The sequence below is a fragment of the Dickeya sp. ws52 genome, from assembly GCF_007210685.1.
Classification (GTDB): Bacteria; Pseudomonadota; Gammaproteobacteria; order Enterobacterales; family Enterobacteriaceae; genus Dickeya; species Dickeya chrysanthemi.
The window spans coordinates 236,802-250,854 of the sequence record NZ_SZVX01000002.1 but is presented as its reverse complement, the minus strand read 5'-3'; the positions used below and the strand labels follow the sequence as shown (position 1 = coordinate 250,854).

Sequence of the window (14,053 nt, the reverse complement as noted above, 5' to 3'; positions counted from 1 at the left end):
TTGCAGAGGTTTAACAGCGCCGCCTTCGGGTCGCGCTGTTGGTTTGTTTGGAGAGACCATGGCCTATACCACTTTTTCACAGAACAAAAACGATCAGTTGCTGGAACCGATGTTTTTCGGTCAGCCGGTAAACGTAGCGCGCTACGATCAGCAAAAATATGAAATTTTCGAGAAGTTGATCGAAAAGCAGCTTTCGTTCTTCTGGCGCCCGGAAGAGGTGGATGTCTCCCGCGACCGTATCGACTATCAGGGATTGCCGGAGCATGAAAAACACATTTTCATCAGCAATCTGAAATACCAGACGCTGCTGGACTCCATTCAGGGCCGCAGCCCTAACGTTGCACTGCTGCCGCTCATTTCCATCCCGGAACTGGAAACCTGGGTGGAAACCTGGGCTTTCTCGGAAACCATCCATTCCCGCTCCTATACCCACATTATCCGTAATATCGTCAATGATCCGTCGGTCGTGTTTGACGATATCGTCACGAACGAGGAAATTCTCAAACGGGCTAAAGACATCTCCGGCTTCTACGATGAGCTGATTGAACTGACCAGCTACTATCATCTGCTGGGAGAAGGTACGCATCAGGTCAACGGTAAGACGGTGACCATCAATCTCTATGAGTTGAAGAAAAAACTCTACCTGTGCCTGATGAGCGTGAACGCGCTGGAAGCCATTCGTTTTTACGTCAGCTTCGCCTGCTCCTTCGCCTTCGCCGAACGTGAACTGATGGAAGGCAACGCCAAGATCATCAAGCTGATCGCCCGCGATGAAGCGTTGCATCTCACCGGTACTCAGCACATGCTCAACCTGATGCGCGCCGGTCAGGATGATCCGGAAATGGCTCAGGTGGCGGAGGAGTGCCAACAGCAGTGCTACGATCTGTTCGTGCTGGCGGCTCAGCAGGAAAAAGAGTGGGCGGAATACCTGTTCCGTGACGGCTCGATGATCGGCCTGAACAAAGACATCCTGTGCCAGTACGTTGAGTACATCACCAACATCCGTATGCAGGCGGTGGGATTGCCGTTGCCGTTTGAAACCCGCACCAACCCGATTCCGTGGATCAACGCCTGGCTGGTATCGGACAATGTGCAAGTGGCGCCGCAGGAGGTTGAAGTCAGCTCCTATCTGGTCGGCCAGATTGATTCGGAAATCAACACCGACGACCTGAGTGACTTCCAGCTATAACCACGATGACGACGCCCACCATCACACTGCGCCTCTCAGGGGCGCAGTTGCTTTGCTCTGACGAACACACCTCCCTGCTGGAAGCGCTGGAATCCCAGCGGGTGCCGGTCGAGTATCAGTGTCGCTCCGGTTATTGCGGCGCTTGCCGTTTACGGCTCACCAAAGGCAAGGTCGCCTACCGGGAAACGCCGCTGGCCTGCCTGCAACGGGGCGAAATCCTGCCCTGCTGTTGTATGCCGCTGGATGACATCGAACTCGATATGTAACCGACGCCCGTATTATTGCAGCTGGCTTTCCGTGCCGGCTCGCATAATCCCTTGTCCGTCCGTAACTTTACTACGCCAGTAACGCTATCCTGCGTTACACTTTCCGCAGGAAAAAATCATGGAGAGCAGAGCACATGCTGACATTTATCCCGGTTCTGATCGTCGTTGCGCTGGTGATTGTCTGGTCCGGCATCAAAATCGTGCCGCAGGGCTACCAGTGGACAGTCGAGCGTTTCGGCCGCTACACCCGTACCCTGATGCCCGGCCTGAATCTGGTCGTGCCGTTTATGGACCGTATTGGCCGCAAGATCAATATGATGGAGCAAGTGCTGGAAATTCCCTCACAGGAAATTATCTCCAAGGATAACGCCAACGTCACTATCGACGCCGTCTGCTTTATCCAGGTGGTGGATGCTCCACGCGCCGCCTATGAAGTCAGCAATCTGGAACTGGCTATCATCAACCTGACCATGACCAACATCCGTACCGTACTCGGCTCGATGGAACTGGATGAAATGCTGTCCCAACGCGACAGCATCAATACCCGGCTGCTGCATATCGTGGATGAAGCCACCAACCCCTGGGGCATCAAAGTCACCCGTATCGAAATCCGCGACGTGCGCCCGCCCGCCGAACTGATCGCCTCAATGAACGCCCAGATGAAGGCGGAACGTACCAAACGTGCGGATATTCTCGAAGCGGAAGGGATCAGGCAGGCAGCGATCCTGAAAGCCGAAGGGGAAAAGCAGGCGCAAATTCTTAAAGCCGAGGGAGAACGTCAATCGGCCTTCCTCGAAGCGGAAGCCCGCGAACGCGCAGCCGAAGCGGAAGCCCGCGCCACCCAAATGGTGTCGGAAGCGATTGCCGCCGGCAATATTCAGGCGATCAACTACTTCGTCGCCCAGAAATATACCGATGCGCTGCAAACCATCGGAGCGGCCAATAACAGCAAAGTCATCATGATGCCACTGGACGCCAGCAACCTGATGGGCACCATTGGCGGCATCAGTGAGCTTATCAAAGAGAGCCAAACAGACCGGAGAAAATAGTCATGATGGCGCTGGTATGGGAAAACGCCCACTGGTTTTGGCTATCGCTCGGCGGCCTGCTGTTAGCAGCAGAAATGTTGGGTGCCGGCGGCTATCTGTTGTGGAGCGGTATCGCCGCGCTGTTCACCGGCATACTCGCCTGGTTGTTGCCGTTGGACTGGGCCTGGCAATGCATCGCCTTTGCCGTGCTGACGGTAGTCTCTGCATTATTGTGGTGGCAGTGGCTGCGCCGTCGCCTCGACAAGCAGCCGACACCGATACTCAATCAACGCGGGCAACAATTGATTGGCCTGCATACGACATTAACCGAGCCGCTGATAAACGGTCTTGGCCGTGTCAACATCGGCGACAGCAGTTGGCGCGTGCAGGCGGAACAGGATCTCCCTGCCGGAACCGTAGTTGAGGTCACCGCAGTAGAAGGCATCACGCTGCGGGTAAGACCGCGCGTTGATGCTTGACGGCGTTCAAAATCTGCCCCGTTGATCCCCGTTGATATGGCGGCGATGGCGATATGGCGGCATCACCGCCGTTATCCGCGTTACAGCCAGAGCAGTGACAGCCTGGGGAATTGGTGCTTGTTGCTACGCCCGCCGGATGCCCGTATGGCAACAGCCGGCTAATTGAGTAATGATCGGACATTCGGCGCTGTTGTCGCCGGGGCAAGACTCCGCCAGTGCCAGCAAGCGCTGACGCATTGCTTTGAGCTCTTCTATCTGCCGTTCAATATCATCCACCTTCTGTAGCGTACGCGCCTTCACATCGGCGCTGTGCCGCATCGGGTCATTGAACAGCGCCACGAGTTCTCGGCATTCTTCCAGCGTGAACCCCACCTGACGCGCCTGGCGCAGCAGCGTCAGTTCTTCGATATGGTGGAGATCGTAACTGCGGTAACCATTTTCACATCGCAGTGGCGCCGTCATCAGCCCTTTTTCTTCATAGAAACGGATGGTCTTGCTGGTCAGCCCGGTTTTTTTCGCCACATCGCTGATATTCATGATTCCCCCTTGACCCTTCCCTTGCTGGAAGGTTTACGCTTCAGGTAGTGCTTAGAACTAATCAAAATCACGCTTGCGGTCAATGTCTTTGATATTCGGCTGTGATCACTGAGGAATATTATTATGTCGCAAACCATACTGCTTTCATTGCAGGGATTATCCTGCCAACACTGCGTCGGCAGGGTAAAAAAAGCCCTGGAATCCCGAGCGGATGTAGAACAGGTCGAAGTCTCGCTGAAATACGCGAAAATTACCGGTGAAGCGGACAGCCAAACATGGGTAGCGACAATTGAAGCTGCCGGTTACGAAGCCAGCCCCGCAACCGAACCCAATATCACGCTGCAACTCTCCGGCCTCAATTGCCAGCATTGCGTTGCATCAACCCGTAAAGCACTGGAAACAATACCGGGCGTAGTAGGGGTTGATGTTACTTTGCAACAGGCGTCTATCTATGGCGATGCCGATCCACAGGCGTTAGTGGCTGCCGTCGAGCAGGCCGGTTTTCACGCCACGCAAACGCAGGAGCTGTCCTCCCCAAAATCTGAGCCGCTGACACCCCACGCCTCCTCGCCGGACAGGCTGTCAGCGGCTTTCAACCAGGTTCCGGCACATACCTTGCCCGTTAACGCCGTGTTTGCCGACGCGGCGCCAAATCACAATTACGCCGATAATGACACCGCGGTCGATAATGACACCGTGGTCGATACTAGCCACATCGTCGCTGGTATCGAGGGCACTGATAGCGTTCAGTTGTTGCTCGACGGAATGAGCTGCGCCAGTTGCGTCAGCCGGGTACAGCAGGCGCTGCAACGCGTTCCCGGCGTGACGCAGGCACACGTCAATCTGGCCGAACGCAGTGCGCTGGTCAGCGGTAGCATGTCGCATCAGGCGCTGATCGAGGCGGTACGGAACGCAGGCTACGGGGCGGAAATCATTATCGATGAAGCGGAACGACGCGCCCGGCAAGAACAGACATCGCGTCAGGCTATCCGGCGTTTTCGCTGGCAGGCGACATTAGGGCTGGCGCTCGGTATCCCGCTGATGGTCTGGGGTATGATCGGCGATAACATGATGCTTACCGATCACAATCGTACCGGCTGGCTACTGGTTGGCGTGCTGACGCTGGCGGTGATGATTGCCGCCGGCGGGCATTTTTATCGCAATGCCTGGCGCAGCCTGATGAACGGCAGCGCAACCATGGATACGTTGGTGGCGCTCGGTACTGGTGCAGCCTGGATTTACTCCATTACGGTCAACCTATGGCCGAGTGGGTTTCCAATGGAAGCGCGTCATCTTTATTACGAAGCCAGCGCCATGATTATCGGTTTGATCAATCTCGGCCATGCGTTGGAACAACGCGCCCGTCAGCGATCTTCGCAGGCGCTGGAGCGCTTGCTGGATTTGACGCCGCCGACGGCACGGCAGGTCACGCTGCAGGGCGACCGTGTTATCCCGCTGGCCGAGGTACACACCGGTATGACGTTGCGCCTGACCACCGGCGACCGTATTCCGGTGGACGGTACGCTTGAACAAGGTGAATTGTGGATTGATGAGGCCATGCTCACCGGCGAGCCGATTCCACAACAAAAGGCGACGGGTGATAAGGTGCACGCCGGAACGCAGGTGCAAGACGGCAGCGCAATATTCCGGGCTGACGCTATCGGCAACCAGACGACGCTGGCGCGCATTATTCATCTGGTACGTCAGGCGCAAAGCAGCAAACCGGCGATCGGCCAATTGGCTGACCGCATTTCCGCCGTCTTCGTACCGGTTGTCGTCGCCATCGCGTTATTGAGCGGCGCCATCTGGTACATGTTTGGGCCCGCGCCTCATATCGTCTACACACTGGTTATTGTTACCACGGTATTGATTATCGCCTGCCCTTGCGCACTGGGGCTGGCGACGCCGATGTCGATTATCTCCGGCGTCGGTCGTGCCGCCGAACTGGGCGTATTAGTGCGTGATGCCGATGCCTTGCAGCAGGCCAGCCAGCTTGACGTGCTGGTGTTCGATAAAACCGGCACGCTGACGGAAGGCAAACCGCGCGTGGTAGCGATCCACACCTTTGGCAATGTCAGCGAATCACAAGCGCTGAATTGGGCGGCATCTCTGGAGCAAGGGGCCAACCACCCGCTGGCGCAGGCCATTGTGCAGCGAGCCGACGGAATCACACTGAGCACCGTGGCGCAGTTTCGTACCTTGCCCGGCCTCGGCATTAGCGGCCAGGTGGAAGGGACTTCGCTACTGCTTGGCAACCCGGCCTTGCTGGACCAATATCAGATCCCACTGGCTGATGGTGAAAACTCACCGCATTATTGGCTGGAAAAGCAATCGGCACAAGGCATCACCCCGGTGTTGCTGGCGGCAAACGGCCAGGTCGCGGCACTGTTTTCCATACAGGACACCTTGCGTCAGGACAGCGTTAGCGCACTGCAACGGTTACATCGTCAGGGCTACCAATTGGTGATGCTGACCGGCGATAATGCCGGGACAGCACAGGCCATCGCCCGTGAAGCCGGCATCGATCAAGTCATCGCCGGTGTACTGCCGGACGGCAAAGCAGAGGCGATTCGCCATCTGCAATCTCAGGGAAAACGGGTCGCCATGATCGGCGACGGTATCAACGATGCTCCGGCACTGGCGCAAGCCGATGTCGGGATCGCCATGGGTAGCGGCAGCGATATCGCGGTGGAAACCGCGGCCATGACGTTGATGCGCCATAGCCTGCACGGCGTCGCCGACGCGTTGGCGCTGTCCCGCGCTACGTTAGGCAACATGAAGCAGAATCTTCTGGGCGCTTTTATCTATAACTCGCTCGGTATTCCTCTTGCAGCAGGAATACTCTATCCATTAACGGGCACCCTGCTGAGCCCGGTCGTGGCGGGAGCGGCCATGGCGCTGTCATCCATCACCGTGGTGAGTAACGCCAATCGACTGTTACGTTTCACACCGTCCGACGCCCCCGCCAGACAGGGTTGGTAGCAGCAACAAGCAACGGTGCGATAGTTTTGGCTGACCTATCGCACCGCTTTACCTTCCCAGACATCATCCCGCCACACATGCGAATTAGCGATACAACTTGCCGACCGAACCGTTTAGCATAGACAACCTGGCGGTACAGAAATCTACGCGTGGATACATCATTACCGGAGATGTCGATATGAAACGGCTGATACGCCAAATTGCGACGTTCCTCGGCTTTCTCTCGCCTGCGAGTTACCGTTACCCGGCGCTGGATGTCGAGCTTATCAACCAACGCCAGTTCCATTTGGTGGGGAGTATTCATATGGGCACGGTGGACATGTTTCCCCTGCCTCCTGAATTACTGGCACGGCTTGAGAAAGCAACAGCACTGATCGTAGAAGCGGATATTTCCGGCAACGATTCGCCGTTCGACCTGATAGGCGCTGAACCGCCGTTGGCAGAGCGTCTGGATGCCGACACGTTGCTACGCCTGCAGCAGATATGCCGTGAATTATCTTTTAGCTACGACAGCATCGACCGGGTGCCGGCCTGGCAGGCAGCGCTGATGTTGCAGGCACGTCAGGCGGTGATGCTGGGCCTGCGACCGGATTATGGCATTGATTACCAGTTGATTAACGCGGCCCGGAACAAAGGGGTGGAGATCATCGAACTGGAGGGGCAACAAACACAGGTCGATCTATTGCTGCAACTACCGCAGGGAGGCCTACCGTTGCTGGAGGACACGCTATACCACTGGCACACCAACGCCCGCTTATTGCAAACCATGGTCAGTTGGTGGATAAACCACAAACCGACCTGGGCAGACAATGTCCCCCCCACATTCAGCAACGAGATAACGGAAATGCTGATGAATCATCGGAATCAGCGCTGGCAGCAGCAATTAGCCGCACTGCCGCAGGGAAATTACGTCGTATCGGTCGGCGCACTGCACTTATACGGTGAAAATAACCTGCCTGACTTGTTACAAGCCCACGCGGCGACTTTTTAAAGCAAGGACAGTACATCATGACGCCCGCAGTAAAACTGCTTGAGAAGCAAAAAATCACCTTCACGCTTCACAGCTACCACCACGATGCCGATGAAACCCATTTCGGCGAAGAAGCCGCCCGCAAGTTGGGGCTGGATAAACAACAGGTCTACAAAACCCTGTTGGTATCGCTCAACGGCGATGCCAAACAGTTGGCGGTAGCGGTGACTCCCGTCGCCAGCCAGTTGGACCTAAAAAAAGTCGCCAAGGCGCTGGCCGCCAAAAAAGCGGATATGGCGGATCCGCAGATCGCCCAACGGGTAACCGGCTATCTGGTGGGCGGTATTAGTCCGCTGGGGCAGAAAAAACTGCTGCCCACCGTGATCGACGACGGAGCACAACAATTCAGTACGATCTTTGTTTCCGGCGGCAAACGGGGATTAGACATCGAGCTGGCAGCAACCGACTTGGCTCAGGTGTTAAAAGCGCAGTTTGCCGATATCGCCAAACATGATTGACGCTAAAAACGAAGACGGCGACAGAGGGTTCCACGGCCAGTGTTGCCCTCTGCCACCGCTTCATAAACGTCGTTCCGCGGGGAATGCACTCGCGGCGAATTAGCGGGTGACGTTCGCTCCTTTATCCAGCAACAGCGCCTCCCCTTGTTTCGCATTGAGGGTCAGTCCCTGGGTTACCAGCTCGGCATTGCGTACCCGCAGCCCTTTTTCCGCCTCGATCCGTACCTGCTCAAAATGGAAACCGCTCAACGGCGCTTCCGGTACGCCAATAATGTACCCGGCCGCTTTGCTGCGCCCCGTTGACTCCAAATCGACGATAGTGATGTTACTGAAATGCGGTGTTTTCACCTTGTCGAACGGCTGAGCCGGCTCGGTATCCGGCGGGTAAATCTGCTCGCCCAGCGTAAAGCCGCCCGCCTGCAGTAATTTGTCGACTTCGGCTTGTACAATCGGCGCGGCCTGGTAGTAGCCGGAGAACACCAGCGGTACTTCCACATTCACCATCCGGGTATGGCGATAGGTCACGTTCTTCACCTCACCGCCCTTGCCGCGCAACGATTTAATGCGAATACCATACATGGAACCTTCAAAGCGGTTGTTTTCCACCAGTACATTATTGACGCCGCCGGACGTCTCACTGCCGATAGAAATACCACGCCCCTGTTTTAATACATTGTTGGCAATATAGACATTGTCTACCACGCCATCCGGGAAACGGCTGTCCGGTTTTTCCGCTTTGATGGCAATATGGTCATCATTGCAATCAATCACGTTGTTGGTAATCCGGATGTTCTGGCTGTCGATAGGATCGATAGCATCGGTGTTTGGCGCATGCCATGGGGCAATAATACTCGTACCGTTTACCGTCACATCACGGGCATAGCGCATCACCACATGGAAGCTGGGAGAGTTAGTCAAGGTGACGCCGTCAACCAGTACCTGGCTGGAACGAGTAATATAAATTAGCCGCGGGCGGTCTGTTCCCCCTTTCTTGCCGGTAGCGCGGATAGCCTCGCGCCAGCGCTCCCACCATACCGCACCTTGTCCATCAATGGTGCCTTCGCCGGTAATCGCAACGTTCTGCGCATCAGCGATGCTGATAAACGGCAGCCAGCCGTTTTCCGCTTGCGCATAGCGAGTACTGTCAGTTGCACGGTAGGCGCTTTCTCCGGTCGAGGCTACCAGCGTGGCATGTTTTTCCAGATGCAGGCGGACGTTGCTTTTCAGAAATAACGGCTCTACCAGATAGTTTCCCGCCGGCACCAGCACGGTACCGCCACCGGCAGCCGCACATTCATCAATCGCCTTTTGAAAGGAAGAGGTATTCAGTGCAATTTGCAGGCGATGCCCCTCTGCACCATAACGGGTTACGTCGCAAACGCGATCGGGAAACGCCACTTTTTCAGCCGATTGTGCGCTCATGCCAGCCAGTGCGCAGGACGCCAACAGCGAGAACGCTATTCCTTTATGCATAATTACCCCATAAGTAAAACAATGTTTCATTTATCGACAATGTATCACTACCTTTACCCTAAAACGGCTGTAGCGATCACGATTTAGCTTGCGAAACAAGGTTTTGGAGATATGCCATTTTTTAGCGAGAGATAATTGGAAAATTGCACAACGGCGTAAAATGCGGCTCAGTGAGGTTGCAACAACAAAACAGCGGCCAATGACGTATTTGCCCTCAGGCCGCTGCTGGCAGCGGCCTGTAGAGTGAGGCCCGGGGGTGGGCCGAGTAAGAAAGCTAACGCACCTGCAACCTGAAGTATGGCGGGTATATCACGATATAGCGCGACCAATCGCTAATACATCATGACGATAGCCTGCGCCGTCGGTATTAAAATACGCCACCGATGCTTTCAATCGTTGGGCCTGTAATTCCAGCTCATTTACTGCGGCGACGGCCCGTTTCGCCAGAGCCGTATTCTGCTGGGTGATCGAATCAATTTGAACAATTGACTCATTGATATAACTGATGCCTTTACCCTGTTCACTGGTTGCCGTGGCAATCTCGGACACAATATCGGCAACATGTTGTACCGCATCAAGCACATCCTTGATGCTGCTGTCGGCCATTTTTATCTTCTCTGATCCACTATTAACGCGAGTAACCGACTCTTCTATCAGGCTCTTTATTTCTCCCGCCGCTTGTGAGCTGCGCAACGCCAGGCTCCGAACCTCTCCCGCGACGACCGCAAAGCCACGGCCTTGCTCACCGGCTCGCGCCGCTTCGACCGCTGCGTTCAGGGCAAGGATATTGGTTTGAAATGCAATGTTATTCACCACTTCAGTGATATTGGCTATCTTGTCGGAGCTTTCAGAAATCCCCCCCATGGTATCGTTCACTTCCCGCATCACTGCCCCGCCGCGGGAAGCGATCTCCAGCGCAGAACGGGCTAACTGGCGAGCTTGTTCCGTATTATCAGCATTTAATTTAACCGTAGAGGTAATTTCCTCCATACTGGCGGAGGTTTTTTCCAACGCAGCGGCTTGGCTCTCGGTATAAGATGACAAGTCGTTATTCCCGGCGCTCACTTCACCACTACTGGCATCAATCACTTCCGCGCCAGCACGGATATCCTCAATGACGGTAATCAACTGCTTCCGCATCATCTCCATTTCATGCAGTAAGCTGACATTATCACTGGGTAATGTCCTGACGGGATAAGATAAATCGCCTGCGGCAATACGTGCGGCGACCTCCGCTGCATAAGAGGGTTCTCCCCCTAAAATACGCAAGATACTGCGATTAATCCAATAGACCAATAATGAAAGCAGTACACTAATTAATATGAATACGATGCCATTTTGATAGAGTGAATGAATAAATGCCTCATTAATATCATCGATATAAAGCCCGGTGGTAATTATCCAATCCCAGGGTGCATAGAGTAAATTATAGGCCGTTTTAGGTAGAGCAACGGTAGAACCAGGTCGAGGAAACGCGTAAGAGGTATAACCGGACTGATTCTTTTTTGTAACCTCTACCATATCTTGATAAATAAAAACGCCATTAGCATCTTTAAGATCACCCCCCCTACCAATAAGCGCTTCATTAATCGGATGCATTAAAACCCGAGGCTGGGAATTAATGATGGTGAAGTACCCTGAATCACCATAACGTAAATCCTTTATTCCTTTCATGGCGCGTTGTTGCGCCTCTGCTAAAGAAATCGCACCGCTACTGGCTAACTCAGCATTGGTTTTGACAATCCCCAATGCTAACTGAGTCACATGCATTAACTCCATTTCTCTTAGTGATATTTGATCTTGTTTAATTTTTACCGATCCATAAATCAGGGTTCCGGCCAAACATAGCAAACTAATAATAAGTGGAAGCCAAAGCTTCCTGGCAAGAGATATTTTCATTCACTCAACACCTTTAATGAGATTATTTTATCAATTCTTATGCCATACTCACCAATTACGACACCATTGCTAATAAATTATTACGCACTCTTTTTAATAGCAGAGAAAATAGTTTTACTCATATATTTCCCATGAATAAATCCGGTTTACAAGCCATAGGGTATGGCACCACAAACATCAACAAGCAAACCACAATCACAATGTATCAAAGAGCAACATACTCTCCTTACACACCGTGCTTTAACAGTAGCATATCGTTAAGCTCGCATTCTCCCGGGGCGTGGTAAAACTGATGCCAACGTCACTGATTTACCAAAGATAAGCGCCTGCCACGGTTGAGCGAAAGCAGGTGTAAGCAACCACCTCGTGTAAAAATAGAGTACAGCATGGTAATCCGCCACGAGAGACAAGAGTCATAACGCGCATGAAGTAAACAGAATGCTATCAACAAGAAACCCCATGCAGTTGTCTATTCAGGCCGACAGACTCAACATACAGATTGATGAGGTATTGATTATACGAAAAAAGAAACTGAACGAATTATATAGCGTCAAGAATATGGCACTACACCCAAAATCACCGACAGGCGCCATACCTATCATACTTCACGTTGCAGGTGCATTGGCCTTATTGCATTACTCGGCCCATTCCTGTGCCGTGCCCTGACGAGCCAACGCGTTGCGTTGTTCAACACGCAACTGCAACTCGAATTATTTTGGGTATACAAGCTATATCGCAGACGCTTTTTAACTGGAAAAACGGCGGTTTCCATTCTTAACAACAGAATAGAAACCGCCATACACATCAATTATTTATAAACAATCTCACCTTTCGGTTCATAGTCTGCCGCCTGCAGTGGAGAATGTTTCTCGACATACTGGCGCAGCACTTCCGCATCCACAAAACCGGTATTGACGTAACTCGGCAGGTCACTCAGTTTCGGATAGCCGTCGCCGCCGGTGGCGTTAAAACTCAGCGTGGACATCCGGTAGACTTTATCCGCCTGCAACGGCTCGCCGTTGATCTTCACGTTCTTCACGCCAGTGCCGTCTGCTTCCAGACTCACGTTCAGGAACTGAGCATAACCGCCGGAATCGACCTTCTTGTTGGCGACGACCGCCAGATATTTCTCTACTTCACTGCCTTTCAGATCGGCATATACCAGCGTATTGCCGAACGGTTGCACCTTGAGTAACGTCTTATAGGTAATATCACCGGGCTCGATCGAATCCCGCACGCCGCCACCGCTCATGACCGCAAAATCCGCTTTAGCACGCTCCAGTTGAGCAGACAGCAATACCCGCGACAGGTTGGTTTGCACGAAACGAACCTTATTACGGTCGCCCTCCAGCCGCCCGTTGACGCTGCCCACTTTGACATCCAGCTGTGCCTTGCCTTTTTCCTGGAATGGCGTCAGCAGCTTCATCATGTCCGAATTCTGGCTGATTTCCTGGGTGTAGTACACGCGCTCGCTGGTGCCGTCGGCTTTCTCGACCTTCTTCTTCAGGTTGACGGGAATCAGTTGGTAATGCGTCAGCTTCAGCTCGCCATTGCGGAAAGTAAAATCGGCGCGGCCGACATATTTACCCCACTCATGCGCCTGCACAATCCAGGTGCCGTTCTGGCGATCCGGCGCGCAAGGGGTGCCGGGAACATAATTCACCTGTTTTTTATTCTCGCCGGCCATGCATACCGGGTCCTGAGAATGACCGCCAACAATCATATCGAGATATCCCGCAGGCAGGCTGCGCGCCATTTCTACATCACCTGGCGCGTTGGAGCCGTGATCGCCGTTATCGTAATGCCCCATATGGGTGGCTGCGATAATCACATCCGGCTTCTCTTTTTTACGTAGTTGCTCCACCACCTTTTTCGCCTCGTCGGCCGGCTTGCGGAACTCGATATCGTGGAAATACTCCGGATTGCCGATTTTAGCCGTGTCGTCGGTGGTTAAACCGACAACGGCAATCTTGATTCCCTGACGGTCAAACAGCGCGTAAGGCTTGAACAGCCGTTTTTTGGTGCTTTTCTGATAAATGTTGGCGGAAAGCAGCGGGAAGTGCGCCCACTTTTCCTGCTGACGCAATACCGTAAGCGGGTTATCGAATTCATGATTGCCGACGGACATCGCGTCATACCCCACCAGATTCATACCGCGGAAGTCCGGTTCTGCATCCTGCAAGTCTGATTCCGGCACCCCGGTATTGATATCCCCGCCCGACAACAGCAGCACACTGCCGCCCTTACCGACAACATCCTGACGAATTTGATCTACCAGCGTCTTTTGTGCTGCCAGACCATATTCGCCGTAATCGTTATGCCAGAAATGGCCGTGATGATCATTCGTGTGCAGAATCGTGATGTTGTAAGTCTTGTCTTTTTCCCATGCCAGCGCAGCGGGTGACGATAACGCCAGTGTTACTGCTATCAGACATGCCAGATTTTTGACAGAAAAATGCATAACCACTCCCCGTAATAAAAATCTCTTATAGAATTGTTACATTAAGCTAGCGAACAGGCGCACAAATTAACACAAATCGGAACAGGATAGTTGACGTCATACCGAACCTGAGACATTTCTCGCCATGACGTCGCAGCGCCGCTATCGTGCTGATTCCCCATCATCTAATAAGCCGTTGTAGTCATACCGTGGCGGGCGAATTGGAAGATATCTCTAAAAACAGAAATTGAATTAACCCTATAGATCAACGA

11 protein-coding genes are annotated in these 14,053 nt (G+C 53.5%); 7 read left to right on the top strand and 4 right to left on the bottom strand.

All coding sequences use genetic code 11. The annotated features are described in order from the left end of the window. The first annotated feature begins 58 nt into the window (after positions 1-58). The 4 genes from nrdB (at position 59) to FDP13_RS02970 (ending at position 2,962) form a co-directional block, all read left to right on the top strand. On the top strand, positions 59-1,189 hold the full coding sequence (nrdB, locus tag FDP13_RS02985) for a class Ia ribonucleoside-diphosphate reductase subunit beta (RefSeq protein ID WP_012770696.1): 1,131 nt from the start codon (positions 59-61) through the stop codon (positions 1,187-1,189). Positions 1,190-1,194: 5 nt separating this feature from the next. Continuing rightward, positions 1,195-1,455 (top strand): class I ribonucleotide reductase maintenance protein YfaE, encoded by a 261-nt coding sequence (yfaE, locus tag FDP13_RS02980; RefSeq protein WP_012770697.1) that lies wholly within the window; start codon positions 1,195-1,197, stop codon positions 1,453-1,455. A 134-nt stretch (positions 1,456-1,589) separates the two neighbouring features. After that, the gene (locus FDP13_RS02975; RefSeq protein ID WP_012770698.1) at positions 1,590-2,504 is read left to right on the top strand and encodes an SPFH domain-containing protein; all 915 of its coding nucleotides are present in this window, start codon (positions 1,590-1,592) and stop codon (positions 2,502-2,504) included. A 2-nt stretch (positions 2,505-2,506) separates the two neighbouring features. After that, positions 2,507-2,962 carry an NfeD family protein gene (locus tag FDP13_RS02970; protein WP_012770699.1) on the top strand — a complete coding sequence of 152 codons (456 nt, stop codon included), beginning with the start codon at positions 2,507-2,509 and terminating at the stop codon, positions 2,960-2,962. Positions 2,963-3,085: 123 nt separating this feature from the next. Here the strand turns inward: FDP13_RS02970 and cueR are convergent, their stop codons facing one another. Beyond that, a complete protein-coding gene (cueR, locus tag FDP13_RS02965) occupies positions 3,086-3,499 on the bottom strand; it encodes a Cu(I)-responsive transcriptional regulator (protein WP_143838539.1) in 414 nt (137 codons plus the stop codon). A 123-nt stretch (positions 3,500-3,622) separates the two neighbouring features. Between cueR and copA the strand changes: the two genes are divergently transcribed. From copA to ybaK, 3 genes are all read left to right on the top strand, one after another. Beyond that, positions 3,623-6,481: a copper-exporting P-type ATPase CopA gene (gene copA, locus FDP13_RS02960; RefSeq protein WP_143838538.1), complete on the top strand. Its 2,859-nt coding sequence runs from the start codon at positions 3,623-3,625 to the stop codon at positions 6,479-6,481. A 178-nt stretch (positions 6,482-6,659) separates the two neighbouring features. Then, positions 6,660-7,472 carry a TraB/GumN family protein gene (locus FDP13_RS02955; protein WP_027712799.1) on the top strand — a complete coding sequence of 271 codons (813 nt, stop codon included), beginning with the start codon at positions 6,660-6,662 and terminating at the stop codon, positions 7,470-7,472. 17 nt (positions 7,473-7,489) lie between these two features. Next, complete coding sequence (gene ybaK, locus FDP13_RS02950; protein ID WP_033575975.1) at positions 7,490-7,969, top strand: Cys-tRNA(Pro)/Cys-tRNA(Cys) deacylase YbaK; 480 nt, start codon at positions 7,490-7,492, stop codon at positions 7,967-7,969. A gap of 99 nt (positions 7,970-8,068) precedes the next feature. Here the strand turns inward: ybaK and FDP13_RS02945 are convergent, their stop codons facing one another. The 3 genes from FDP13_RS02945 to ushA form a co-directional block, all read right to left on the bottom strand. After that, positions 8,069-9,442 carry a glycoside hydrolase family 28 protein gene (locus FDP13_RS02945; RefSeq protein ID WP_033575976.1) on the bottom strand — a complete coding sequence of 458 codons (1,374 nt, stop codon included), beginning with the start codon at positions 9,440-9,442 and terminating at the stop codon, positions 8,069-8,071. A 309-nt stretch (positions 9,443-9,751) separates the two neighbouring features. Further along, positions 9,752-11,341, bottom strand: coding sequence for a methyl-accepting chemotaxis protein (locus FDP13_RS02940; RefSeq protein WP_033575977.1), 1,590 nt, complete (start codon positions 11,339-11,341; stop codon positions 9,752-9,754). Between the two features lie 808 nt (positions 11,342-12,149). Continuing rightward, positions 12,150-13,802 carry a bifunctional UDP-sugar hydrolase/5'-nucleotidase UshA gene (ushA, locus tag FDP13_RS02935; RefSeq protein ID WP_143838536.1) on the bottom strand — a complete coding sequence of 551 codons (1,653 nt, stop codon included), beginning with the start codon at positions 13,800-13,802 and terminating at the stop codon, positions 12,150-12,152. Positions 13,803-14,053 lie beyond the last annotated feature (251 nt).